The organism is Olivibacter sp. EAT-5 (genome assembly GCF_044784325.1).
Lineage (GTDB): Bacteria > Bacteroidota > Bacteroidia > Sphingobacteriales > Sphingobacteriaceae > Olivibacter > Olivibacter oleidegradans.
This window is the reverse complement of the sequence record NZ_CP173028.1, coordinates 5,135,988-5,162,343: the sequence shown is the minus strand read 5'-3', so window position 1 is coordinate 5,162,343 and position 26,356 is coordinate 5,135,988. Positions and strand designations below refer to the sequence as shown.

At 39.2% G+C, this 26,356-nt stretch carries 23 protein-coding genes and 1 tRNA gene; 11 read left to right on the top strand and 13 right to left on the bottom strand.

Annotation, left to right across the window (positions count from 1 at the left end):
* Window positions 1-40: 40 nt before the first annotated feature.
* Window positions 41-568: a hypothetical protein gene (locus ACH11B_RS21565; protein WP_013667317.1), complete on the bottom strand. Its 528-nt coding sequence runs from the start codon at window positions 566-568 to the stop codon at window positions 41-43.
* On the bottom strand, window positions 558-1,175 hold the full coding sequence (locus tag ACH11B_RS21560) for a dihydrofolate reductase family protein (RefSeq protein ID WP_130855730.1): 618 nt from the start codon (window positions 1,173-1,175) through the stop codon (window positions 558-560). Before ACH11B_RS21560 ends, ACH11B_RS21565 begins: the two co-directional genes overlap by 11 nt.
* A gap of 466 nt (window positions 1,176-1,641) precedes the next feature.
* Between ACH11B_RS21560 and ACH11B_RS21555 the strand changes: the two genes are divergently transcribed.
* Window positions 1,642-3,867 (top strand): alpha-galactosidase, encoded by a 2,226-nt coding sequence (locus ACH11B_RS21555; RefSeq protein ID WP_207303742.1) that lies wholly within the window; start codon window positions 1,642-1,644, stop codon window positions 3,865-3,867.
* A gap of 57 nt (window positions 3,868-3,924) precedes the next feature.
* Here ACH11B_RS21555 and ACH11B_RS21550 read toward each other — a convergent pair whose 3' ends face one another.
* Window positions 3,925-4,341 (bottom strand): OsmC family protein, encoded by a 417-nt coding sequence (locus ACH11B_RS21550; protein ID WP_013667314.1) that lies wholly within the window; start codon window positions 4,339-4,341, stop codon window positions 3,925-3,927.
* Between the two features lie 203 nt (window positions 4,342-4,544).
* On the opposite strand from ACH11B_RS21550, the gene ACH11B_RS21545 reads away from it, so the two are divergent.
* The 3 genes from ACH11B_RS21545 to ACH11B_RS21535 all read left to right on the top strand — a co-directional run bounded on the left by ACH11B_RS21545 (window position 4,545) and on the right by ACH11B_RS21535 (window position 7,427).
* Window positions 4,545-5,795 (top strand): putative DNA modification/repair radical SAM protein, encoded by a 1,251-nt coding sequence (locus ACH11B_RS21545; RefSeq protein ID WP_377608673.1) that lies wholly within the window; start codon window positions 4,545-4,547, stop codon window positions 5,793-5,795.
* A gap of 2 nt (window positions 5,796-5,797) precedes the next feature.
* Complete coding sequence (locus ACH11B_RS21540) at window positions 5,798-6,556, top strand: TIGR03915 family putative DNA repair protein (protein ID WP_130855732.1); 759 nt, start codon at window positions 5,798-5,800, stop codon at window positions 6,554-6,556.
* Window positions 6,557-6,848: 292 nt separating this feature from the next.
* Complete coding sequence (locus tag ACH11B_RS21535; RefSeq protein ID WP_130855733.1) at window positions 6,849-7,427, top strand: phosphatase PAP2 family protein; 579 nt, start codon at window positions 6,849-6,851, stop codon at window positions 7,425-7,427.
* An 82-nt stretch (window positions 7,428-7,509) separates the two neighbouring features.
* Here the strand turns inward: ACH11B_RS21535 and ACH11B_RS21530 are convergent, their stop codons facing one another.
* Window positions 7,510-8,139 carry a metalloregulator ArsR/SmtB family transcription factor gene (locus tag ACH11B_RS21530; RefSeq protein WP_013667310.1) on the bottom strand — a complete coding sequence of 210 codons (630 nt, stop codon included), beginning with the start codon at window positions 8,137-8,139 and terminating at the stop codon, window positions 7,510-7,512.
* A 138-nt stretch (window positions 8,140-8,277) separates the two neighbouring features.
* On the opposite strand from ACH11B_RS21530, the gene ACH11B_RS21525 reads away from it, so the two are divergent.
* Complete coding sequence (locus ACH11B_RS21525) at window positions 8,278-9,099, top strand: arylamine N-acetyltransferase (protein ID WP_130855734.1); 822 nt, start codon at window positions 8,278-8,280, stop codon at window positions 9,097-9,099.
* 73 nt (window positions 9,100-9,172) lie between these two features.
* On the opposite strand, the gene ACH11B_RS21520 is transcribed toward ACH11B_RS21525, so the two are convergent.
* The 7 genes from ACH11B_RS21520 to ACH11B_RS21490 form a co-directional block, all read right to left on the bottom strand.
* The gene (locus ACH11B_RS21520; protein ID WP_013667308.1) at window positions 9,173-10,300 is read right to left on the bottom strand and encodes an efflux RND transporter periplasmic adaptor subunit; all 1,128 of its coding nucleotides are present in this window, start codon (window positions 10,298-10,300) and stop codon (window positions 9,173-9,175) included.
* A gap of 12 nt (window positions 10,301-10,312) precedes the next feature.
* Entirely contained in the window at window positions 10,313-13,591 is a 3,279-nt protein-coding gene (locus tag ACH11B_RS21515) for an efflux RND transporter permease subunit (protein ID WP_377608676.1), read from the bottom strand.
* A gap of 49 nt (window positions 13,592-13,640) precedes the next feature.
* Window positions 13,641-14,999, bottom strand: coding sequence for a TolC family protein (locus tag ACH11B_RS21510; protein WP_013667306.1), 1,359 nt, complete (start codon window positions 14,997-14,999; stop codon window positions 13,641-13,643).
* A 148-nt stretch (window positions 15,000-15,147) separates the two neighbouring features.
* Window positions 15,148-16,482, bottom strand: coding sequence for a HAMP domain-containing sensor histidine kinase (locus ACH11B_RS21505; RefSeq protein WP_013667305.1), 1,335 nt, complete (start codon window positions 16,480-16,482; stop codon window positions 15,148-15,150).
* Between the two features lie 15 nt (window positions 16,483-16,497).
* Window positions 16,498-17,181, bottom strand: coding sequence for a response regulator transcription factor (locus tag ACH11B_RS21500; RefSeq protein WP_377608678.1), 684 nt, complete (start codon window positions 17,179-17,181; stop codon window positions 16,498-16,500).
* Between the two features lie 193 nt (window positions 17,182-17,374).
* A complete protein-coding gene (locus tag ACH11B_RS21495) occupies window positions 17,375-19,957 on the bottom strand; it encodes a phosphatidylglycerol lysyltransferase domain-containing protein (protein WP_130855738.1) in 2,583 nt (860 codons plus the stop codon).
* 129 nt (window positions 19,958-20,086) lie between these two features.
* Window positions 20,087-20,740: an HAD family hydrolase gene (locus tag ACH11B_RS21490; protein ID WP_013667301.1), complete on the bottom strand. Its 654-nt coding sequence runs from the start codon at window positions 20,738-20,740 to the stop codon at window positions 20,087-20,089.
* A gap of 89 nt (window positions 20,741-20,829) precedes the next feature.
* On the opposite strand from ACH11B_RS21490, the gene ACH11B_RS21485 reads away from it, so the two are divergent.
* The 3 genes from ACH11B_RS21485 (at window position 20,830) to ACH11B_RS21475 (ending at window position 22,949) form a co-directional block, all read left to right on the top strand.
* Complete coding sequence (locus tag ACH11B_RS21485; protein ID WP_049795072.1) at window positions 20,830-21,471, top strand: M949_RS01915 family surface polysaccharide biosynthesis protein; 642 nt, start codon at window positions 20,830-20,832, stop codon at window positions 21,469-21,471.
* A gap of 69 nt (window positions 21,472-21,540) precedes the next feature.
* Window positions 21,541-22,539, top strand: a complete 999-nt coding sequence (locus tag ACH11B_RS21480; protein ID WP_013667299.1) for an LLM class flavin-dependent oxidoreductase — start codon at window positions 21,541-21,543, stop codon at window positions 22,537-22,539.
* Window positions 22,540-22,577: 38 nt separating this feature from the next.
* Entirely contained in the window at window positions 22,578-22,949 is a 372-nt protein-coding gene (locus ACH11B_RS21475; RefSeq protein ID WP_013667298.1) for a DUF423 domain-containing protein, read from the top strand.
* 65 nt (window positions 22,950-23,014) lie between these two features.
* Here the strand turns inward: ACH11B_RS21475 and ACH11B_RS21470 are convergent, their stop codons facing one another.
* On the bottom strand, window positions 23,015-23,311 hold the full coding sequence (locus ACH11B_RS21470; RefSeq protein ID WP_130855739.1) for a hypothetical protein: 297 nt from the start codon (window positions 23,309-23,311) through the stop codon (window positions 23,015-23,017).
* 335 nt (window positions 23,312-23,646) lie between these two features.
* Between ACH11B_RS21470 and ACH11B_RS21465 the strand changes: the two genes are divergently transcribed.
* Window positions 23,647-23,734, top strand: a tRNA-Ser gene (locus ACH11B_RS21465).
* A 120-nt stretch (window positions 23,735-23,854) separates the two neighbouring features.
* On the opposite strand, the gene ACH11B_RS21460 is transcribed toward ACH11B_RS21465, so the two are convergent.
* Window positions 23,855-24,388: a hypothetical protein gene (locus ACH11B_RS21460; protein ID WP_130855740.1), complete on the bottom strand. Its 534-nt coding sequence runs from the start codon at window positions 24,386-24,388 to the stop codon at window positions 23,855-23,857.
* Window positions 24,389-24,597: 209 nt separating this feature from the next.
* On the opposite strand from ACH11B_RS21460, the gene ACH11B_RS21455 reads away from it, so the two are divergent.
* Together ACH11B_RS21455 and ACH11B_RS21450 are read left to right on the top strand one after the other, a co-directional pair.
* Window positions 24,598-25,632, top strand: a complete 1,035-nt coding sequence (locus tag ACH11B_RS21455) for a sensor histidine kinase (RefSeq protein WP_130855741.1) — start codon at window positions 24,598-24,600, stop codon at window positions 25,630-25,632.
* Window positions 25,616-26,347, top strand: a complete 732-nt coding sequence (locus ACH11B_RS21450; RefSeq protein ID WP_013667294.1) for a LytTR family DNA-binding domain-containing protein — start codon at window positions 25,616-25,618, stop codon at window positions 26,345-26,347. The genes ACH11B_RS21455 and ACH11B_RS21450 overlap by 17 nt, the downstream gene beginning before the upstream one ends.
* Window positions 26,348-26,356 lie beyond the last annotated feature (9 nt).

Here is a 26,356-nt window from a genome sequence, read left to right as displayed (position 1 = left end):
CGTAAATGGCTCCGCAGGGCTTAAAAGTGAAAAACGACCTTTAGTACTTGATGGAGGGATCTAGATCATATTTCATAGCCTCGTAACCTAGAACTCGCCGCATAAGGCCTAACTGCCCGAACAAATATTCTTCTCTGTCAAGACACATTCCGATTGCATTTAAATAGTTTTCTTCGATAAAGGGTGTTTCCATTCCAATAGCATAGGGCTGAAGAAGCTCATCGTCAATTATGTTGCAAAGTCTGTCAAAAAGCTTTGGTGAAATCTTATGCCACTCACCTATAAGTGCCGTCAGGTTAGGATAATTTAGGTTTTCATCTAAAGCTTTGGCATCTGAAAATAAATCTGCATGCGGGTCTTTGTATGGAAGTCCCAATGCTTCTCCGAGCCAATAGCGGCAGTTTACTAAATTGCCAGCCATCCACAATATGTGATTGGTGCGACCGTTTACCCTATGTTTAGCATCTGTTTCATTTATGTTGGCCAGCACGTTATTAAATAGTTGACTACGCATTCTGTAGGCAGGGATGACAATTTTTAAGAAATTACTTTTGATCTTAGTTTCCATAATATGATAAATTAATTTTCGAAAGGAGTTGATGATGTTCATTTGAAATTGCAGGCTGCTTTTCATAAACATTTAATGTTACCCCATTACTGAAAGACTCGCTTTTCGCTTGTTCCCATGTTATTCGTCCGTGTACGTGTTGAAACATGGTTTGCCCACTACCCAGTATAATCGGATTGATGAAAAGGTGCAATTCATCCACTAAATCCAAATTCAACAGTTGCGAAGCAATACTTCCACTTCCCAAGATGAGGATGTCTCCATGAGTCTCTTGTTTTAGGCGGTGTATATCCTCTTGCTTAAGTTCACTTTTAACAATGCTGTTTTTCCAACTGATCGCTTTTAAGCTGCTTGTAAAAACGATTTTATGTATGTTGTTCATCAATTTGGTTATTTGTTTATTCTCATGAGCAGCTGCGTTTGTTGGCCAGTAATTTGCCATTATATCATAAGTAGTTCTGCCAAATAACATTAATTTTACCCCTTGTAGTATAGTAAGTTGGTGATGCTCGATTTCATCATTCCAATAAAACCAGTCGGTTTCGCCATTGTGACCGGAAAAAAAACCGTCTAGGGATAGCCAATTACATACGATAATTTTTTTCATTAGAATAAACTTCTTAATAACAAGAACGCTTGCTGCCTACCGCTGGCAGGTGTTCTTTCTAAAGCTACGGCTCGTGCCGGATTCACTGGAATAATTTGTTTTCAATGGCCAAATATTGTCATTGTTAAGTACAAACTTAATTCAAAAAATCAACAGGTAATATGTGTAGAAGCGACAATAATGGGGTGTGATGCGACGCTTATAAGAATAGCTCTATATCAAATAAAATGAAAAGGCCAGACTATATGCCTGGCTTTTCTATTTGGGTTGATTAGTTGCTATGTGCTTTATTCTAAAACTATTATGCTGGCGATAAAGATAGTTAAAAATAAAGAAGGTACTAGAAAAAGTGAAAAAAGATTTAGTCTTATTGTTTGCATACAAATAGCTTGTCTTGTTGCATGTTAATTGCTACTTTTGTTTAATAGTATAGACTAGTACAGATTTGTAAATTAACCGATAATAAATGCAAAGAACAATCGTATTTATGAAACACTGCTGTTTCGTCTTAATTGCCATGTGCTGTTATCTTATTGCAGGAGCGCAGCAAAAAGAGCTTACCAACCAAGTAAAAGAGCAACTTATTTTAGAGGGTAGCGAACAAGCCATTGTTTTACAAGTGGAAATCAATGGCGATCTCAATATGGTTTATTTGGGCCCTAAATTGCTACATTCTTCTGACTACCGCCGACTGGCTTCTCAATATAAACAAGCTGACGATTATACCGGGATGTACCGCGCGGCCTATACAGGGTCGGGAAGTCGTAACTTGCTGGAACCTGCGATCAGTGTGCGACACGCAGACGGTAATCAATCGCTGGATTTAAAATATCTGAACCATGAATTTATCACTGTAAACCATAACATCGGTGAGTTACGGGTGCTTCTAAAAGATGCTCTATATCCTTTTGAAGTTGATTTACATTATCGGATCTATCAAAAAGAAAATGTTATCGAGCAATGGGCTACCATTCGTCATCATGAGAAGGGAGCTGTGGAGTTGGTTAAGTATTCGTCCGCCAATTTAAACTTAAAAGCGGACAATTTTTGGTTAAAGCATTATCACGGCGATTGGATCAAGGAAATGCAGCCCGAGGAAGAGAAGTTAACGCACGGAATAAAAACGATTGACAGCAAATTGGGAACGCGAGCAAACCTTTTTCAGCATTCTTCCTTTTTGCTGTCTTTTAATGGTCCTGCCAAAGAAGATGAGGGGTCTGTGCTTATAGGCGGTTTAGCATGGAGCGGTAATTTCAAAATTGATTTCGAGAAGGATCCGCAAGACAACCTACGTATACTAGCCGGAATAAACAATTACGCCTCTACTTATATACTGCAAAAAAATGAAGAATTCATAACGCCTAAGTTTGTCTATACGATTTCTGATCAAGGCATAGGGAATGCGAGTAGAAATCTTCATAATTGGGCACGGAGGTATCAATTGCTTGATGGCGGAGGCAGTAGATTAACCTTATTGAACAATTGGGAAGCCACTTATTTCGATTTTAATGAAGACAAACTTTCTTCTCTGCTAAAAGATACAAAAAAGTTAGGGGTTGATTTGTTTCTTTTAGATGATGGCTGGTTCGGAAATAAATATCCAAGAAACAGCGATACAGCGGCTTTAGGCGATTGGGAAGAGAATAGGGAGAAATTACCCAATGGCCTTGTTTCTTTAGTAAAGGAGGCTGCGTCCAATGGGGTTAAATTTGGTATTTGGGTGGAACCTGAGATGGTAAGTCCTAAAAGCGAGTTATATGAAAAACATCCGGATTGGGTGGTAAAGCAAGAGGGACGTCCTGAATATTATTTTAGAAATCAGTTGGTGTTGGACTTGTCAAACCCTAAAGTACAGGATTTTGTTTTCAAGACGTTGGATGATTTGTTTGTAAAAAATCCGGGCCTCGCCTATGTGAAATGGGATTGCAATGCTGTTATTTACAACGCCTATTCCCCTTATCTCAAAAGCCAGGGAAATTTCTATGTAGACTATGTGAAAGGGTTATATGCGGTTCTGGAACGGATCAGGGCCAAGTATCCAAGAATACCGATGATGCTTTGCTCGGGGGGAGGAGGACGGGTTGATTACGGGGCCCTTCGCTATTTCACTGAATATTGGCCGAGTGATAATACAGACCCTTTGGAACGTATTTTCATGCAGTATGAATATTCTTTTTTTTATCCGGCTTTGGCCAGTGCTAATCATGTAACTGACTGGGGAGACCAGCCCATTAAATTTAAGGTTGACGTTGCTATGATGGGTAAATTAGGATTTGATATTGTGGTCAGTAAACTACCAAAAGAAGATTTGGCATTTTGTCAGCAAGCGCTGAAAACCTACGATGAATTAAAACCGATTATTTGGCAAGGCGATCAATTTCGATTGGCAAACCCTCGAGAAAAGGATTATGCTTCTATTCTATATGTCAATGAAAATAGGGATTCAGGGGTAATATTTAATTACTTGGTAAATTATCGTCAAAATACAGGTACGCCGGCCCCCATAAAGTTCAAAGGATTAGATCCGGTTAAAAGCTACCGGTTGGAAGAGATAAATCTTTATAACGGAGAATCATCTCTGATTAATCCCGGGGAAACTTATACGGGCGACTTTTTGATGAAGGTAGGTTTTAACCCCTATTTGTCTAGTAAGCGAAAGAGCGTCGTGTTGAAGCTTACCGCGGTGTCATAGTTAAAAAGTTTGCTTTGCTCCCCAAGCAGCTGGAAAATAGCTGCTTGGAGGGGGCACTTACACTAAAGACGCTTCTAATGTTATGTCAGTATTCAATAACTTAGAGATAGGACAGATTTCTTTTGCTTTTTGCGCAATTTCCTTAAATTCTTGCTCGGAAATGTTATCTACCTCTCCGGTTAAGATTAATTTGATATGTGTAATTGAGCCGTCCTCAAACGTTATCTGGGCTTCGGTATCTAGATTTCCCGGTGTATAATCTTTTTCGCTCAACAGGAAACTTAGTTGCATGGTAAAGCAGCCCGCGTGCCCTGCTGCGACCAACTCCTCGGGGTTAGTGCCGACGCCTTGTTCAAAGCGGGTTTTGAATGAGAGTTGGGCGTTATCCAATGTCTTACTTTGTGTACTGATTGTACCCTTTCCTTCCATGCCTGTGCCTTTCCAATTGGCATTTGCTTTTCTTGTGAATTTCATAATCTTATTTATTAACTTTTACGAAGCTAGTGAAAATACAGGTTAAAGTAACTATATCCGGAAGCTTTTTTAATGCATTGTGATCGTAGGTGGCGCGGTAGTAATCAAGTTGGGGAAGATTATTTGAAGGTAAATAGAATTGATTCTCGAATAATTCTGTATACTATTTTATTTAGTATATTTGCTAATAAATTTAGTTTGTTTTGAGCAGGATTATAGAGAAGTTAGAAATTTTGGCTGATGCAGCCAAATATGATGTAAGTTGTTCCTCGAGTGGAAGCAATCGACAAAATAAGAACAAAGGCATTGGGAATACGGGCGCCGGTATCTGCCATACCTATACGGAAGACGGTCGTTGTGTTTCTTTATTGAAAATCTTATTGACGAACTTTTGTATTTATGACTGCGCCTATTGTGTTACGCGAAAAAGCAATGATATTAAACGGGTGGCTTTTACAGTTCAGGAAGTCGTAGATCTTACCATCAACTTTTATCGACGCAACTACATTGAAGGCTTGTTTCTCAGTAGCGGTATTTTTAAAAATGCAGATTATACCATGGAGCGGTTGATACTTGTTGCAAAAAAACTGAGAATGGATCACAATTTTAATGGCTATATTCATTTGAAGACGATTCCGGGAGTTAGTAATGACCTGATGTACGAAGCGGGGCTATACGCTGATAGGTTAAGCGTGAATATTGAAATTCCGATTGAATCAGGTTTAAAGTTGTTAGCACCGGAAAAGAATAGGCAAGATATGATCCGACCGATGGATTACCTCAAGCAGAAAATCATGGAGGTAAAAGAAGAAAAAGAAAAATTCAAATATACTCCTTCGTTTACACCGGCAGGTCAAAGTACCCAAATGATAATTGGCGCAAGTGGCGAAACGGATGCTCAAATTATAAAGGTTGCACAAAATCTCTATGACAAATTTAACCTTAAACGCGTATATTATTCCGGATATGTTCCGATAAGTGATGATATGCGTTTACCGGGGATTGGTTCGGCAATACCTTTCCTTCGGGAAAATAGGCTTTATCAAACCGATTGGCTCATGAGGTTTTACGGCTTTAAATCATCCGAGCTGGTGAATGAGCAACATCCTGTATTAGATTTAGACATTGACCCGAAACTTAGTTGGGCATTGAGAAATCCCGGATTTTTTCCTGTTGATATCAATAATGCGGATCTCCATCTTATACTAAGAGTACCGGGTATCGGGCTGACTTCGGCCCATAAAATAGTCAATGCGCGAAAGCATGGTCATCTTGATATAGAACAATTGAAAAAAATAGGTGTTTCGCTCAATAGAGCTAAGTATTTCATTATATGTAGAGGATATAAGCAAATTTTCTGTGATAAGCCTGAGCAGCTTATTAAATCATATATTTTGAATGCTTCGAAAAGTAAATATTCAAGAAGCAACTTTTATCAAACAAGCCTCTTCTAGAAATGTGTGTAATAATTTATGATGGAACATGGGAAGGCTGGTTAACTTTGGTTTTTGAGATGTTCGAATTCAAGGTCTCGGTAACCGCCATTTACCGGAATGAACAACCGTTACAACAAGATATTTTCGTGCCGTGGAAAAGAGTGACAACCGATAAATCAAAAGCCCAGCGCGTTTGGAAAGGTTTACAATTGCGGATACCAAAATATGCTCAGGAAAACTTGTTCTGCGCGTTTCTGTCTGAGCTTCCCCAAATAGAGGCGACCTTGTGCTCGGCTGTCTGTTTTTATTTTTCGACCGTTGAAGAGGGGCACTTAGCATTTGGACGGAATGACGTGCTAACAATACATCAGACTGCAAAGATGGTGAACAGAGAACGACATCGCATGAAAGCCTTTACGCGTTTTAAAAAGCAAAAAAATGGTTTATACTTTGCCGTGATTGAACCGGACTTTAATGTGCTTCCGCTTATTAACGAGCATTTTATGCGCCGTTATGCGGATCAACGTTGGTTAATATATGATACAAAACGCGACTACGGCATCTATTACGATTTAAACCTTGTTTCGGAAGTAAAATTAACAAATGAGACAGTCCTGTTGGATGATATGGTACAGCTTGAAGAAGACGAGATTCTGTATGCCGATTTGTGGCAACAGTATTTTAAATCCACCAATATAAAGGAAAGAAAAAACGTGAGATTGCATGTTCAACATGTGCCCAAGAGGTACTGGAAATACTTGACTGAAAAAAGCATTTAAAAGCAGTAAGTCACTGGAACTGAACTTCCACCATTCGGTGTTTAATAAGTCCTTGGTCGAAATGACAAATAAATTACAATTAATTTATCAATATAGTGTATTAAGTACACTATCTTTGTGTCATCATAATTTAGGTTTATAATTGGTTAGTTAAAGTCTTCAATCTCCCCGGTTGAAGACTTTTTTTATTCCAATTTTTAAATCTTAACGGTTTATCCAATCACGGCAGTGATCAATCTTCTTTGCTTTCGGGATGTAATTTGCCTAAGTTTGGAAATTGGAATTAAGGTAGATGAAAATTTATACGATCGTATTTTTGTTTTTTTGTACTTCTAATCTTTTTGGGCAGTCGACAGTTGATCAAATTGATCTACGCATTTTGGAAAATTTAGCCGCCAAGAGGAGCGAGCAAGAAACGAAGGCAATGCGTATCATTTCTGATGCAAACAACTATGTCAACGCCGCCATACCTGCCGGATTGTTTGTCGCCGGTGTAATTGATGGAAACAAAGAGATGCGGCAGAACGCAGTTTATATAGCTAGTAGTACAGCAATTACCGCCTTGCTAAATTTTGGATTGAAGAAAATATTTAAAAGACCACGTCCCTTCATCGCACATAGTGGGTTTAAAGCTGTTTATCAGCCGTCTAGTTATTCTTTCCCGTCAGGTCATACGTCCGCTTCATTCAGTACGGCCACGGCCTTGTCGCGCGCTTATCCTAAATGGTATATAATTGCGCCATCGTTCATTTGGGCAGGAACTGTAGGTTACTCTCGCATGTATTTAGGTGTTCATAATCCATCAGATGTTGCGGCAGGAGCTATTTTAGGTGCTGGATCCGCCTTTGGTATGGGGTTTATAAGGCCCTGATCGAGCAGAGTTTACGATTAGAGTGGGAAGCAATTGTTTTTATTTTATCAAAAGCAACCTCTATTTAGACGAATATTCCGCATTACTGAAGATAAATTTTATAAGCACACCTTCTTGCCCCGGCAAGAATATGATCTATCCGTTCAACGGATACATTTTCTCCTAAAACATTTTGGAACGTATTAAGCTCTGAACGGCAAAAGCCCTGACAAGTCTGTGCTGCTGCGCAAATCGGACAATGATTTTCGATGAGTAAATAAACATCACCCTGCTTTTGGCATTCGGCCATATAGCCTTCTTGATTCCGAATCTCGGCCAATTTATTGACTCGTTCTTCCAATTCATTAACACCCTTTAAGTGTTCATTGTATTTTATTATGCCTGCCTTTTCGTTTTCGGAAATGATGGTTTCCATGGCTTGTTCGCCTAAGCTTTGACGAATTAAGTCAATAAGCTTTACGGTAAGATCTGCGTGCGAGTCTGGAAACCGCGCGTGTCCTGCACGGGTTAACGACCAAATCTGTTGTGGCCTTCCCCGTCCTTTTACTCGCGTGCTGGAGGTAACCAACTCATCGTTGGCAAGTTTTTGTAGCTTGAAACGCGCGCCCTCCGTGGTGATTTTAAGCTCATTAGCGACCTCAATGAGCGTTTGAGGACCCTTTTTTTTCAGCAACCAAAGAGCGCTGTCGTAATCGTTTATATGATGATTCATAAACAAAGTATCCGCTTGGTTTAATGCGTAAAAATACTAACTTTGATCGGTAATCAGAAATAAGAACGAAGGAATAATAATTAGGAGGGGAGGGCGTTAGATGTTCTTGTTATCTATAACCATTTAATAAATTTATATATGGTTGATTTAAAAGCATATTTAGAGCGAATTCATTATACGCAGCGACCGGATACCAACCTGGAAACGTTGATGGAGATACATCGACTACATCCAAAATACATTCCCTTTGAAAATTTGAATCCGCTTACCGGAAGACCGATAAGTCTAGGCATTGAGGATATTTTCGATAAATTAATACTGTCACATAGAGGAGGGTATTGCTTTGAACATAATACGTTGTTTAAGCAGGTATTGATACAACTAGGTTTTCAGGTAAGTGGATTTTGGGCAAGAGTGATTTGGAATATAGATCCAACCCAGATAACGGCGAGAACTCATATGTTATTACATATAGTTTACGAAGGCCAAGCTTATATAGCCGATGTTGGGTTTGGGGCTATGACCTTAACGGCTCCCTTACTTTTTGCTCCTGACATTGTGCAGGAAACGCAACATGGAATCTTTCGCATTATACAAAAGGAAAAATTTTATATCCTGCAGGTATTGCAAGAGAATGAGTGGCGGTCGATCTACCAGTTTTACACAGAGGTTTTGGAGTCGATAGACTATGAAGTGGCCAACTGGTATGTCTCAACACATCCCAATTCACACTTTACAAAACAGCTTATTGTGGCGAAAGTAGATGATGATGGCCGTTATACGTTACATGATAATGTGTTGAATATTCGATATGATAGCGGAAGAAAAGAGTCGTTTCTTTTTAGTACTGCTTGTGAGGTTATTGAAGCCCTGCAGCACACTTTTAACATTCGTACTAGAGGGTTGGATAATTTGGAAGAGGTACTGTCTGCCATAATAAGTACAAAGCAAGTAAGTTAAAAAAGAGAAAACCTATAAGGAAAAGGCCGGTAGAAAAGCTATTGTAGATAACGTTACAATAGCTTTTATTGCCTTATTGTATTAATTTTACAGGCGCACTTACGGGTTCCTTATCTCGTATTTCTTCTGTCGCCAATCTAACGAGTTGTGTAGATTCATTAAGGGGTCCAAAAACTTCTGATTTTCCGTCCGCTTGACGGCCGAGATTGACGGGGATCCATTTCGTACTATCGTGTTCTACTTTAATCACAAAAGTTCCTAGGGTTGAATTGAGAACCGCTTCTGTAGGCACTACAAAAGTATGCTCGGCGCCGGTAAGCGGAATTTCAACTTCTGTAATCATGCCCGGTAGCAATTGTTTATTACTATTATTAACATCCATTTCGATACGTTGTGAACGAAGACGGGGATCCAATGCGCCTGCTAACCTCGCGACTTTGGCCGTAAAAGATTCACTTGGTAAAGCTTTAACCGAAAACTTGATTTCATTTTGGCGATTCAAATAGGCTGAATATAGTTCGGGCACACTGACCACTAAACGGAGCTTGTCCTGCTGCTGTAAGGTAAAAATAGGGGCCTCAGAACCTTTACCGGAAGGACCAACATAAGCACCTGCGCTGACATTCCGCGCAGTTATAATACCCGAAAAAGGTGCCCTTATTTCAAGATAATTTTTTGTGTCGCCGACCTCGCGATAGGCAGCCTGTGCCGCTTTAAATTGCGCAAGATCTGAATTCTGTTTAGCCAATGCTAAATCGAGATCGTTTTGTGATACCGTCCCCGGTGTTTTGCTGGTTTCCAGTAACCGTTGATAAGTAGCTTTACTTGCTAGATAAACAGCTTCTTGCGATTTCAGGCGGGATTCAGCTCCTGCTAGTTGTGAATTCAATTCGGGCGCTTCCATTGTAGCGAGTATTTGCCCTGCAGATACGACACTGCCGACATCCACATTTAGCTTTTTTACGAAACTACTAACTTTGGCGTATAAATCCACTTGTTGATAGGCAATAAGCTCTCCGGGAATTTTAATAGAAGAAGAAAGTTGGCCTTTGCTCAATTTAAATATTTCCAATGGAGCCGACTCCTCCTTTGCTTTTTGATTTTCGGCCTCCGCTTTTTGTATAGGTGAGGTGCACCGAGCCAACATGCAGGTTATGCTCAATAAACCGCTGGTCAATAAAACAAATCTGTAAGAGTTCATATTTGAATTTTTTTAATTTTTAGTAATAGATGGAATGTAATGAATACTTTCTTCGTCTTCCGGATCAAGAGACACACTTTGTGTGCTGGCTTTACCTTGCCCCCAGGCGAATACCAAAGGCAGGATAAAAAGTGCCGCAAAAGTCGACGCCACAAGGCCCCCGATCACAGCTCTACCCAAAGGAGAGGATTGGTCACCGGCCTCTCCCAATCCGCTGGCCATCGGAATCATACCAACCACCATGGCCAATGCCGTCATTACAATAGGTCTTAATCTGAGTGAGGCAGCCCCTGTTGCCGAATAAATAGCATTTCCTGTCGTCTTCCGTATCTCTTCAGCATTGGTAATCAGCAAAACGGCATTGGATATTGATACGCCCACCGACATGATCATACCCATATAAGATTGCAAATTTAAGGTAGATCCTGTTAATAATAGAAGACCGATAGAACCTAAAATAACTGCAGGGACGGTTGCTAAAACAATTCCAGAAACTTTAAACGATTGGAAGTTAGCGGCAAGCATTAAGAATATGACCACAATAGCCACTAATAGACCGCTTTCTAAACTGTCCATAGTTTCGGTTAGCGTATTGCTTAAACCGATCAATTCTACTTCCAAACCGCGAGGCAGTTCACCCAGTGAGGAAATCGCCTTTTCTACTTCTTTAGACGCGGTACCTAAATCCTGCTGATTAATGTTAGCCGTTACAGATAACATGGGCATCGCTCCTAAATTGTCAGTTTCACCGTAGGTTATACCCGAAGTTATGGTAGCAACATCTCCCAGTACGGGTCTGGATGAATTTTTCAATAAAGGTATTTCATTGATTTCATTGATACTGTTCATTTTATTTTCCGGAATCTGTACTTGAACACTGTAACTGTTGCCAATGCGTTGGTCGATCCAAATATTTTTATCGGTATACCGCGAAGAAGACGTAGAGGCAATCAAAGATCGGGAAACGTCATTCATATCAACGCCCAATTGTGCGGCTCTTGTTCTATCTACATTAATATTGATTGATGGGTATTTGGTAGACTGCCCCAATTGAACATCTCTTAGGTAATCTATTTTTTTAAGTTTAGTAATAAGCTTTTGCGCAAATGCCTCGCTCACCTTTTTATTTCTTCCGGAGAATCGGACTTCTATTGGAGTAGGCGAACCTTGACTTAGAATTTTATCCGTTAATTCTATCGGTTCAAAGGAGGTTGTTACTTCCGGTAAATCTTTAGCAAATGCAGATCGAATGTTCTCTTTGAGTTTATCGAGGTCAGTTTTATAGTGTTCACTCAATGCTACTTGAATGACGGATTCATGTGGGCCCGCCATCCATAGGTAAATAGGACTTGTGGAGAAAAGAGATGGATGCAAACCTACATAGGCAGAGGTGATCGACACGTTCTCCGGACCTACTAACTTCTTGATAGCTTCAATGGCTTTGTTTGTCTTGCGCTCGGTTTCTTCAATTCTGGTGCCGTCGGGGGCGCGTAGGCGTACTTGGAATTGACTTCCATTTACTTTTGGTAATACGTCTCGGCCGATTTGCATCATCAATATACTTGCCAATCCACAAATAATTAAAAGATAGGCAACAACAATTGCTTTGCGATAAGGCATAATGCGTTCGATAAAACGTAAATAGCGCATTCGTATCTTCTCAAAAACGCCAATCTTTTCATTATGATTTCTGTCGGCAGCTCTGGCAGCAGCAATTTTTTGTTCGATCTGTGCGTGATGATCGTCGGTAGAAAGGCCGGCCAATTCGAGTTCTTCAGCATCGGTTAAATTCGATCCATCTGCTTTTTTGTGATGCTTTACCTTCATAATCCAGTTAGCCATAATAGGAACAAAGGTTTGTGCCAGAAAATAGGATACAATCATACTGAAGCCGATAGCCAAAGCTAGCGGTAGAAAAAGCGATCCAGGTATGCCCCCCATTGTAAAGGCTGGCGCAAACACGGCCAAAATACAAAAGAGAATTAAGAGCTTAGGAAAGGCAATTTCTTTACAGGCATCCCAAATCGCTAAAGCTTTTGGTTTTCCCATATCAAAATGCTGGTGAATGTTCTCAATGGTTACCGTACTTTCATCCACCAGAATTCCGATTGCCAAAGCCAAACCACTCAGTGTCATTATATTGATGGTTTGCCCGAATAAATTAAGAAATAGGACCCCTGATATAATGGATGTTGGGATGGTAAGGATAACAATCAAAGCGCCACGTAGGTCGCCTAAGAATAGAATAACCATCAATCCCGTGAGTATAGCACCTATGGCACCTTCCGTTAATAAGCTTTTTACCGAATTCATAACATAAACCGATTGGTCGAATTCGTAGCTTACTTGAACATCCTCCGGCAGTTGACTTTGAATTTTTGGAACTGCGGCCTTCAGTTTTTTTACTACTTCCCAAGTGGAGGCATCAGCACTTTTTGCAACATTTAAATAGACTGAGCGTTTACCATTTACCAAGGCATAACCAGAAGTAATGTCAGCGGCATCTTCGACAGTTGCTACATCTCTCAGATAAAGGTTTTGGACACCACTTTTGAAAAGTGGTATATTTTCAAAATCTTTAACATCTTTAATCGTTGTATTAGTAGGTGTGATGTAATTTTTGTCGCCAACTCTTACATTTCCCGACGGGGCGGTTTGATTATTGATTTTCAAGGCCTCTACTAATTGGTCTGGCGTCATATTGTGGGATCGAAGTAATGCAGGGTCGGCTTTGATAACAATGGTCCTGACATTTCCGCCAAAAGGAGGGGGAGCGACTAGCCCGCTTATTGACGTAAAAGAAGAACGGACATAGGTGTTAGCTAAATCTGCCAACTCATTATTGCTTCTCGTTTTGCTACTCAATACAAGTTGGCCAACGGGCAATGTTGAGGCATCAAAACGTATAATGAAGGGTGGGTTTGATCCGGGAGGGAATATCGCTTGGATACGATTTGTGAAAGAGGCAAGCTCGGCCGCTGCCTGCGCCATATTGGTCCCTGGATAAAAGTTCAATTTCATTAGGGTTAATCCCTGTATATTCTTTGTCTCTATACTTTTTAGCCCATTCGTATAGAGGAGTATGTTTACATATTGTTTAGCAAAGAAAGACTCCATCTGCTCGGGCGTATAACCTGTAAAAGGGTGGGAAATATAAATTACAGGCATATCTAGTTTTGGGAAGATATCGATCTTAATGGAAGTAACTGCTTTTATTCCAAAGAAAAATAGCCCTGCTACTATGACCATTATGGTTATCGGTTTACGTAATGCAAAGCGAATCAAATTCATGATAGTTTATTTAGATTCTTTTTAACTGTTTTTTTTGCAGCAATAAATGCTAAGGTTCTATTTTGTTAACAAATAAGCTGAAATCGCCGGAAGCAGCAGCTTTGTATAATAAAGCCTGCCAAACGTTGTTGTAGGCGATATCACGATCCGTCTCTGCCCGTATGAGCGCATACAGGGCTTGTGTGACATCCACTAAATTGGTTAACCCATTTTTATAGAGTACCGATTTCTGCAAAAACGCGTCCGAGGCGGCTTTAACTTGGGTTGGCACTTCTCTATAATTGCTTAATGCATTTTCAATTTTCGTATCCGCTAAAACTAATTGGGCCCGGATTTGCTGATTCGCCAATTCAAATTCATCTGTTAAAGCCTGGTTCGTAAAGGTTTGTCCTTTTACTTGTTTCGAAATCCGAAGTGGTTGGGTTAAATTCCAAGTCAAACCGATCCCAATGAGATAATTTGAACGACTTGGCTTAATACCGTCGAAATAATTTTGTGTAAAAGCTTGTTGATTACTCGCGTAGTCACTTCGAAAACCTGAACCCCTGGTCTGAAAGATTCCCACAAGTGATAAGGAAGGGTAATAAAGTGTTTTTAGATACTTTTTTTGTTCTTTCCCCACATTAATACGGGATTGATACCATCTCAAAGTAGGGTGGTTTGCAATATCACTGTCGGTCGACTGTTCCATACCTGCCGGTACATGCGAAATAAAAAAACTATCTAAGGTAAATTCGGTTGGAGGAATACCCATTAATTGCGCCAGCTTGTTACTCTGTTCCTGTTCAAAATCTTTTGCTTTGGTCAATGCTATTTTAGCGTTAGATACCTCCGCATTTGCCAAGGAAGAATCTACGCCGGCAATGAGCCCATTCAATGCTCTGGTGACAACCACTTGGCGGAATGTATCGGCCCGAAAGAGATTCTTCTTATACGAAAGCGTGAGTTTTTGTGCAGCCAGAAGATTCAAATAAGCCGCTGACACTTTTACCTGATGATTGAACAGCTCCTGTTGCAAATCCATATTGTCTCGTTCGGCAACTTCTCGTGCTACTTTGATCCGCTCCTTAGCTTTTCCAAAGGAGAAGAATTCCCAATTGACATTGGCTAAATAAAGCGATCCAAACGCGGCATTCCAGTTCTGGTTTGGAAGCGGTAGCCCCGAAGAGGCTACACCGTATCCACCAAAACCATAGAGAGGTCCGTTCTGACCATTGACTGTTCCATAATCTTGTTGCGCGGATAAGACCAAGTTAGGAAGATAATCTCGTTTAGCTTGCTCAACGGAAGAAAAAGAAGCCTTGGCATAATTCGCTTTAGCCTTGACACTGCCGTAGTTGTTAATTGCTAATTCGAGGGCTTCCTTTAGAGACAATTTTTGCTGTGTCCAAGCATGTTGTGTTAACATTAATGATAATAGGCTTGAAATGCAATACCTTATTATCCAACGGAATGAATATTTCACAAAAAATAAAAGTATTAGTAGTATCTTTTGTGAAATTGGGGAATGATTTTGAAGAGAATTTGAAGGAAGTGATCAAAATGTGATTATTTTGTTATCCTAATGTAACAATTTGATTGTCCTGCCCCAAAACCGAAATACCTTCCTCTCGATCAGTCTCCGTAAGCCCAGCTCTTGGAAAATCAACGGTTAGCATATGCAACCTGTTTTCGTAAGTGTATTGAACATCAAAGTTATTCAATTCACAAATTCGTTTAACAATAGCAAGACCCAAACCTACACTGTTGCTGCACTGATTGCTTTTCTTAAAGCGTTGGAATAACTCCTCTGTTGGGAAAATCGGTTCGGGGCCGGTATTTTTTATTAAAATTCCCTTTTTATTTATTTCTAGGAAAATGGTTCCATTCTTTACATTATGCCTGATTGCATTGCTAAGCAGATTATCGAACAACATGTCCGCTAAGGCCGGATTAATTCTGACGGTAATATCAGGATCGATGTGTTGCGTTACCTTTAGCTCTTTAATTGCTATCCTATCTTCATAAATCGTGAGTAACTCAAGAACCTGTTTAGTGAAGTTTATTTCTTTGGTCGCTTCAAATTCCTGATTTTCCAGTTTCGTGAGTAAAAGGAGCGAGTGATTGATTCTTGACAACTTCTCGATCGCGTTTTGCATGTCTGCGATAAGCGATGCCTGATTTTGCTGTATGTCCGTTTCCGTAAGTAGCTCCAATTTGCTTCGTAGAACAGCTAGTGGAGTTTGCAGTTCATGCGATGCATTTTCGCTAAATTCTTTTACCAAACTATATTCTTTGATTGCCTTGTCCGTCATCTTTTTCAGAAATCGGTTCAGTTCTTGGAATTCCTTCGTATTAGTATGATTAAGCGTTAACGGCTGCTTTTTTTTAATGCTAAATTTCTGTATACTTTTCAGTGTTTGATTAAATGGAGAAAGAATCTTTTTGGATACCAAACGGACGGTTAAGAGAACCACTAAAGCGATCAATACAGTTTTCAAAATGGCCGTTAAGAGCATCCCTTTTAAAATCTGTTTTGATTGCGTTACGTAATTATAGGAAGATACTTGATAATTGATGCCATTTATGGTATAATAACAACTGACCGTTATTCGGCATTCATCGGTAACGGAAGCGGTACTGTCACATTGTTGTTTTTGTACTTGTACCCTGTTTTGGGGTAAGGCGCTGTTTATCTTCAATATAGCGATTGGTCTTCCCTGCGAATACTGATCGGGCGCAATTCCTGCTTTCAACTGCTCGGCTACTTCATTGTTGACAGCTTTTAAGCGCTCTATTTCTGAATTATCGATACGATTGCGTATGTTACTTAATGTCGTGAACATACTGATAGGCGTTACAAGTAATATTATCGCCAAAAACCACAGTGTAAATTTGTCCGCTAATTTCATTATCTGGAATTTATATCAACTCTTGTTTGTGTTGAACTTATATCCTAAACCATAAATCGTGTCAATGTAATCGTCGCCACCCGCCATATTGATTTTTTTTCGGAGATTCTTAACGTGCTGGTAAACAAAGTCTACATTGCTAAGATTATCCGTGTAATCGCCCCAAAGGTGGTTGGCAATAGCTTGTCGTGATAAAACTCTATTTTTGTTTACCAGAAAATAAAGAAGAAGCTCAAACTCCTTTCTGGTCGCATCTAGTGCTTTTCCATGTATTTTTAATTCAAAGGTATTAGTATTTAACGTGATTTCCTTAAAAGAGATGATATTATTGCCGTCTAGATTTTTTCTTCGATGTATGGCTCTCAGACGTGCATGAAGTTCCGGCAAGTGAAAAGGTTTGGTAAGATAATCATCGGCTCCTTCTTCTAGGCCCTTTATTTTATCATCTAGCGCTCCTTTGGCAGAAATAATCAATATAGAACCGTTGATGTGTTCTTCTTTTACCAAGTTGAGCAACTCGAGCCCGTTTCCATCCGGAAGCATAATATCAAGAATTATACAGTCGTAGGTAAAGAAGAGCAATTTTTCGCGCGCTTCGGTTGCGCTAAAAGCCAGCTCACAGATATAATTTTCTCCAGCTAGGTAATCATGAATACTGCTAGCGAGTTCTTTATTGTCTTCTATTACCAAAATTTTCATTTACGACTAGTTTTACATCTGATGAGCAAACCGGATGCGGGGACTTAAAAATATACTTTATAGCCAATTATCGCTTAAACTTATCGGTTTCCACAGAATAAATTAACAAAACGCTAAATAGAGCACAAGATAGAGACTAATTTTGAAAAAAATTTGAAGTGCCCTTGCCCAAAAAAAGGCGTTGCTTATTGCGTTAAGCTTTCATCACTTTATTTAAAGCAAGGGGGATATGCAGGAGATCGTAGTCGTTTGAGTAGATTAAATACTTAGTGTGCCATGTGGGATTATATTTGTCTTTAAACTCTCTTAAGCCTTTGTAATGTTTGAATTGTTGCAGTTTTTCGTAGGCGAACTTAATGGTCCGTTGTGGTATATCCGTCGGTGAGTCAATACCGGAAAAAGGAGCTAAGCCCATGTTCAAAGATTTGAACCCTTGTTGTTGAGCATACTCTATTAGTTTTATAAGAATACAATCCATATTTCCGCTAGGGGCGTCGGCTGTTTTTCTAATAAGATCATAAGTAGTCTCACCGGGCATATAATCCGGTATAATATTTAGAAAGCTCACGACCTTTTCATCCGTATTCTCTAAGGTAATAATGGTGTGCTGTTTCAATTCTGTCTCATTAAAAGCCCCCTGAGAGAAAACCATTTCTTCCCGATTGAGCATAATCAGCCATTCGTCTGAGACCGACTTTAATTTTTGGAGCAAGCCATCTTTTATTGGTGGCGTGTAAATCTTCGTAATAAAACCCTTCTTTTCGATATTATTCAAGGCATTTCTTAAGGATTTGTTGCTTTTACCTTCCAGGTTAAATCGGCTTAAGTCGACAATTGCCTCTTGCCCGATAGGAAGTGCTTTTTTCTTAATTGATCTATAGAATTCTAAATTATCCTCATCCACACGATAATAAATGGCTTTTAGACTATTTTGCTGGCAGAATCTTTCAAATGCATAAATTGTTTGCTCCTTAACTAGTGGTGAGTCAAAGCATACCGGTTCATGTAAGACAACAGCGAAGCTATTGGCTATTTTATACGCGATCATGGAATCTATATCCGCAGGAAAGAAGAATAGCTTGTCATTGGCAAGCTTAAAATGATCAACCGCTGATTTTCCGTAATTGGTAATCACTGCATGTGCTCTAATCAATTCTTCTTCGTTTCTTTTAGTTTTAAAAATATAGGGTTGGATGAATGAATAGAATAACATTAAGATGGCAAGAGCACCGAATAAATTAATGGAATAAACAAATAGTCTGGCAAATTCCGTATGTGGATTTAGATAAGTGGTGTCTACTAGAATAAGACAAGCCAGGGTGTTAACAAACGAGTCAAGAATTGAAAAATTTTCATGAAAGTGATTGGCTTTTAAAAGATAAAAGCCTATTGTTCCATAGATTAATACAGCACAAATAACGATGAGGGAGGTAGTGATACTAAATGTTTGAAGCTTCTTATCACCTTTGATGTAATATTGTTTATAGGTAACAGATAACGTGACGATTGTGAACAGTGCCAAAGAGGCCTCTTCATAGTCGATCGCCTTGGTAAGATGACCGATAAAAGATAAAGAACTAAGTAGTAGTGCAATTAGCCAAGCATTTCTTAACCCTTTAATTAAAAATGCCGAGCAGATAAGCAGCAGTAGTCCGATCAGCAAAACCATGTAGTTAGAGAAGTGAATCGTATCATTTGGAATGAAGCGATGCAGTGTTTTAACTCTACTCGCTATAGCAGGCGTTAATACAGAAGCGATATTGACGATTCCCAGTGTGAAAAGTAGTACAGACGGAAAAATGCGTAAAATTAAATTACCCTTTTGAAAAACGAAGCTAAAAACACCCAGTAGAAGCGGTAGCCAAAATTCAAAAAGACGATATAGAAAAGTAATGGAAAGTGACTCTGTAGTACTAAAATCGAATCGGTTGAGCACCACTACTAAAGATACTTCGACGGCTCCAAGCCCCCTTAAAAAAGGTGAAATACAAAGGAACAAGGTTGCAATTACATAGCCGAGTATAGCAGCCGATACATCGTATTGTAAATGGAGAGCTTTCATAGCCAATAGTAAATGGATTATTCCAACCAGTTCAATCAATATGGAATAGAGCAATGTTAAACCTAGTTGTTGTTTGCTGAAATGTCCGTTTTTAAGTTCTAAAACAACTGCCTCAAGTGCGGGGAAGCGCGGTAATAGCCATCTATAGAAGCTGCCTTCAACATAAATATCATAACTGATATAACCGATCAAAAATAGCAGCAAACAGAGAGCCAATAAGGTTTCCCATTCACCTCCATAGCGTTGATTTGTAAAAGAAATGTATAGGATAACCGGAAAGGCGAATAAGACAACTGATATGATTCCGATAACACCGTATATATAGGAAGCAAAATTTATCTTTGTTTTACTGATGCCCGTTCGTTCAATTTCTTTCGTAAAAAAAGCTAAGGATGTCACGCCGCCTCCCGGGAGGAATACACTTAATAAGTTTCTTTTGAGGAACAGCTGCGTGGCTAGTCGGATAGATAATGTTTTTCCAACCGTTTTGAAACTATGGACATACATGAGAGCTTGGAGTAGGATATATAGAAGTACACCGATGATGCCAATTAGTACCCATAAAGGGTCGCTTTGAACGGTCGTTTCTTTTACTTTGATCAGCTCTTCACGCTGCTGTTTTAAAAAGTAAATGCCAAATAGGACAAAAAGGAGACCTATGATTTCCTTTACGTAATAGTTATGTTGTTTAAAACGATTTATTAAGCTGCTCATTTAGGTTCAAATCTTGTTAAACTTAATAAACTTCATTTTAAGATAATACTAAGTTTGTGTTTTGGATACGTGGCGACATACTTTTGTCAATAGGCTGATAATAGAGATTTTCCGTAACAAGTACCACCTTCATTTAACTTTTTCAAGCAGCCATCCATGAAAATCTTTAACGTCATAAAACATAAAGTCGGGTGCTAAGGCTCGTAGTTTATCAGCCTCTGCAGTCTCTGCCCAAGCCGCCGCTACAATGGGAATGCCAACGTCCTTACAGGCTGTTATATCGCTGGGAGCATCGCCAACATAAATGACCTCGGTTTTCTTAAAATCAGGCATATGATTTAGTACAGCTTGAATACCCTCAACTTTTCTTGGCCCTTTCGGCGACCCGGTTTCGATCAACTTAAAAAAAGAAAGAAGATCAAAACGCTTTAGGGAAATGGCGGTGCTCAGTGCTCCTTTTCCTGTCACAAGAGCCGTTTCAACCTGATGCTTTTTTAGGTCAGCCAGCATTTCACGTATACCTTCAAACGGTTGCGGACATATTTCATGTAATACTTCGTAATTACTTAAATAGTTGGAAACGCCTTGTTGATAATGCGCCGGAGCCAGGGCCATAATAGTCCCTTCTTCTGAAGGGCCGAAAGTAGAGATGATTTCCTGATCCGAAATTGATTGGCCAATTAGTGGCTCTATAGACTCACGGAAAGCTCGAATGCAAAGTGGAAGCGTATTAGCGATCGTTCCATCAAGATCAAAAATAACTGCTTTTATTTTTTTTATCATGGCTGGTGAAATACTTGAAAATGGCTATTTATTAATCAATTTGACTAAGTTAGTTTTGTGGTGATTAAATACCAAATCTATTTGCTCTAATGAAGAATAGGAAGATTTTCTTAAAAGTAATATGCCTGGTTGGTACAATGTTGTTTATAGCCGTATCATTTGCCCAAGAGATAAGAATCTTAAATGCTGCCGAAATAGACGAAATTGCTTATGAAGGTGATTTAGATATGCCTGTATTCCGTGGCTTTGAATATAGAGATGGAGGTGGTTTATGGGATATGTTGCTTTTGGAAAATAATTATGTGGCTGGGAGTGACACAGCTACTAATTCATCCATTAAGGGGATTTTATACTTACAGGATCACGGCGGGTATTTAAAAAAAACAGAATTTAAGGACTTTATAAAGGAGGAAGAAGGAGATATTCGTTTCTGGACATCCTATTGTTCTTTTACAGATTTAGATGGCGATGGGTATATCGATCCTGTAGTCGTTTATGCTTCTTATAAAGGGAAGGATAAATCGGATGAAGAACCGCTACGAGTCAAGATATTTGTTTTTTATAAAACCGCGAAGATTGGCGTTCGTGCGCAGGAATGCGCGTTGGATGCCTGCCGTACGTTGAAATTTGATAAGAGCTACGCTGCACTGCCTTTAAGTATTCGTCGGCATGTTCTTCAATTAATGGAAATCATGAGAACGGAGCGGGGAGTGATTCTGAAAGACGGCTGACATTTTATAATAGAATTTGACTTAAAGCTTACAGCGGTAACTCACCTTAAAGGCTACATTTGTTGAACTATGACAGAACAAATTCCTTTATCAGCTCTAGAGCTGGCAGTAGTAGTGGAAGGGGGGGATGCAGGAACAGCAATAGAAAGCAGCGTAAGAGTAGCCCAGCACATCGAAGAATTAGGTTATCGTCGAATTTGGCTAGCGGAGCACCACAATATGGAACATATAGCCAGTTCCGCTACAGCCGTATTAATTGGCCACGTCGCTGGTCGTACTAAGACAATTAGGGTGGGATCCGGTGGAGTTATGCTACCCAATCATACGCCGTTGATTGTTGCAGAACAGTTCGGAACCTTAGAAACACTATATCCTGGACGTATCGACTTAGGTTTGGGGCGAGCACCTGGCACAGATCAGCTGACAGCCATGGCTTTGCGGAAAAATAATATGCACGCCGCTTTTCAGTTTCCCGATGATGTCAAAGAGTTGCAACAGTTTTTAAGTGGAGATAATGTGGACAGCAAGGTTCGAGCATTTCCCGGTGAAGGACTTGATATTCCAATATGGATATTGGGCTCAAGCACGGATAGTGCACATTTAGCAGCGCGTTTAGGCTTACCTTATGCCTTTGCATCCCATTTTGCACCCGCTCAATTTCGAGCAGCCGTTTCCATATATAAACGAGAATTCCGTCCTTCAGAACATCTGAACGAACCCTATGTTATGGCTTGTGTTAATGTTATTGGAGCAGATACGGACGAGGAGGCGGAGTTTCTTTCCTCCAGTTTGTATCGGATGTTTATTGGCATTTTGACGGATCAACGGCAGCCATTGCAACCACCGAATCCTTCTTTGGCCCTGGCATGGAGCCCCGAGGTCCAGCAAGCGGTAAATAATATGACTGCTTGTACTTTTGTGGGTAGCAAAGATACCTTGAGCCGACAATTATCGGCCTTTATTGCCGAGATGGGTATCAATGAGTTGATGGCCACTAGTTATATCTATGATCTGAATAAAAGGCTTGCCTCTTTTACCATACTGAAAGAAGCGTTACAGGGCATATAAGAATAATGCTAAATGACTTGACTAATAAATAAAAACAGATGGTTGCTCAAATTTTTGGCGCTGCTTTTGGCCTCCTTGCCGTAATATTGGGAGCCTTTGGTGCTCATGCTTTGAAAAAGAAATTTACGGTTGACCAACAGCAAAGTTTTGAAACCGGTGTAAGATACCAAATGTACCATGCAATTGTTTTGATAGGTATAGGTGAACTATACAAAGATGTGGCACTATTTCAAACAATTAGTATACTATTTATTGTTGGTGTCATCTTGTTTTCATTCAGTATTTATGGTTTGTGTCTCAGCTCTGCGTTCGGTCGTAAACTACGTTTTTTAGGGCCCATCACCCCTCTTGGTGGACTTTTCTTGGTAATTGGATGGGCTTTATTGCTCTATCAGGTTCTTTCAAAGTAACTATAAACTTTCCATGTTACTTTGAAAGAATCTTATCTTACTGTCGAATAGTTAATGCCTGACTGTTATTTGTGTGTACTGACTTTTTTAAAACGATATAGATATTTACCGTTGGACGCTTGAAAAAGACTGTCTTGTTGTTGTTGCGCCTGTTGTGAGCTTAATTTAATTACGTCATAAGAAACAAACTCTTCTTTGGGTTCATCGGAGATGCGAACATTATTAATGTATTTATAGGAAGGCGTTATGCGATATAATTCGCGATTCCACGTATATATATCCGTTTCTGTCTCTATTTCAAAGTTATCCTTGCTACAGGAGCATAAGGCTAAGGCGATCAAACAATTTATTATCAATTTCATCAGTTAGATTGTTAAAAATCTTTCCGCGATTCTATGTGCCCTTAGGCAAAAAACATTCCAAGGAATATGTAGAAAGCTTAGCAATAGCGAACTTTAACATTTATTAACTAAACCGATCGCTAATAAGGGCAGATAAGCAAGAAGTTGGTGATGGCTATACAATAAGGGGGGATAGTACGCTGAAATGTATGAGATTTAGTACATTTTTATAGGACAGCATTTTTAGTACCCTTTCGCCCCGGTCACCAAATTCACATTAGCCGAAAAATACATTTTTATTTTGGCAAATACGCCAAAACTCCTATTTTTGCAGTCCTTCAAGGTAAGGGATAAACGGAGAGTTGTCCGAGTGGTTTAAGGAGCACGCCTGGAAAGTGTGTATACCTCAAAAGGGTATCGAGAGTTCGAATCTCTCACTCTCCGCGGAAACAGGCCCGACTAGTTATCGGGCTTTTCTTTTTACCGGAAACCAACCTATTATGATTACTACTATTCCGTCAATTTGATAATCGGGGCTAACAATCTGTGAAATGAGATGCTAAGCTAAAGCGGGTATAAGCTCTTTAGTGTGCGAATACGCTTGTTATGTACCGAAATTTCTTTATAGTGCTTGTCTTTTTGTATTTGAACAAGGTAAATAACGGTACCCGGAATCTGAATTTCTCGTGCACGTAAAACAGAATAACCATCAAATTTTGAACGAATAATTTTTTTTAGATCTTCTGGAGTAGCGGATTCATTCAGGTATTTAATCGTGTGTTTCCATATACCTGTTGCACTATAACTTACCGTATAGGGAATGGTTTCCTGTTTAAACTTGGTAACCAGGCCATCATTTACTTTGTACCATCGAGCGTCAGAAATATTATAAAAATGCTTATTAAAATGTTTCAGTACAAGCCTTGAGTTAGACGATCCAATTGAGGTGAGTACGGTATTAAGTGGGGCGTCTAAATCTTCTCCTATTTCCGATCCGTTTTGCGCAACAAGCATTTGTGCCCTGCCATCGGTCGTACCGATGATCACGATAACCATTACCATAAAAGTTATCGCCGTTTTTAATAATAAACTTTTCATGATCAAATAGCGTTGATTTAAAACAAAAGAAAGGTATCATTTATAGATCAGCAATTTTTTTTAGATATACGACATGTTTTTAGCCTAAATGATAATATGTCTTGATATAAGTCGTTTGTCGTTCGAAAACTGTTGTATGACAAAAAAAATGGCGTTCGACGGATATATTAGGTAACTTAGATTTAAAATGACTAGTTCCATAACCGGTGATGAAAAAGTTAAATAACCAATACATTTTTATTATTCTTTTCTGGACATTATATTTTCTATACGAATGGCTAAGTGTTCCATCCATGAGCGGAGAGTATAGGCGATATTTTATTTCAGCTTGTGTAATGGTACCTACCACCTTTATTGCGGCCATCCTAACGGTACATGTCTATTTCGCTAAATTCTATCTGAAGAGCCGCAAACGCTTGTTTTGGATTGCCTCTATGCTAACCATGTTCGTGCTGCTGATGATAAGAAGGTTATTTTATTACTATCACACATATCCACTATACTACCCCGAAGGGATGTTATTGCCTTTTTTCTATGTACCTAAGCTTATTATCGATTTTGTTAATATGTACCTTATTGTTGGTTTATATTCACTTATCTATTTTTTTCGTTCTTATTACGAACAACAAAAACTCAATGCAACCCTTCAGAAAGAAATGATCAGGTCTGAATTGGAGTTGCTTAAGCTACAGGTTCATCCTCATTTTATTTTTAATACCTTAAATAATATTTACTCATTCTCCATTCAGCAAAAACCGAAGGCGGCAGATCTTATTCATCGCCTTTCGTCTTTTTTAGATTATAATTTATACCAGGCAAAGGAAAACACTGTACCACTCATTAACGAAATAGAATACATACAGCATTATATCGAATTAGAGAAAATTCGTTTTGGCGATCGACTAGATATCTCTATAAATATCCTCTCGGAAATAGAGCATTTTTATATAAGTCCGATGTTATTGTTGCCTCTGGTAGAAAATGCGTTTAAACATGGTGCAGGCAAATTGCAAAAAGATGCTTGGATACGTATGGATATCTCGATGAAACGCGACATCTTAACCGTTAAGATTGAGAATAATTATGCTGAGCAAACAACCCAATCGGAACGCCCCGGTATTGGTTTAGACAATGTAAAAAGAAGACTGGAAATTCTCTATGAAGGAGCTCACGAAATAAGTATAATGAAGGAATCCGGTACTTTCCTAGTTGTTCTAAAAATTAAAAATGGAATCACTGCATAAAATAAAATGTATAGCGGTGGACGATGAACCGCCTGCATTACAATTATTAATTTCTTATATCGAAAAAATTCAATCACTCGAATTGGTGTTTTCTAGCAGCGACGCGCTGGAAGCTTTTAATTTTATACAACATCATGAGGTCGATATTTTATTTATTGATATACAGATGCCGGGTCTTAATGGTTTAGAATTTGTTCGTGCGTTGTTTTATCGACCGGCAGTAATCATGACTACCGCATATCGTGAGCATGCGGCAGAGGGGTTTGATTTAGATGTTTTAGATTATTTAGTTAAACCCTTTCGATTTGAACGCTTTTTAAGAGCAGTATCAAAATATTCGCAAACGAGCGGTTCTAGTTTGGAGTTCGTTCATAAAGTTCAAAAACAAGAAGATGTTTACATGTACTTTAATGTTAACAAAGAATTGATCAAAGTTTTTTTGAAAGACATTCTTTATATAGAAAGTGTTAGAGATTATATCAAAATTGTTATGGCTGCTAAAACTATTATAACGTATCAGCGAATCAGTTATATGGAAGAAAAGTTGCCGGAGGATAACTTTATTAGAATGCACAAATCGTTTATTGTAAACCTACACCAGATTAAGGCGTATAAATGCGATCGATTGAGGGTGGGAAACGAGGTCCTGCCCGTTGGGCGATTCTATAAGAAAAGGCTGATTGAGCGATTGAACGCGGATCAATTTGGTTCTTAGAGACGGCAT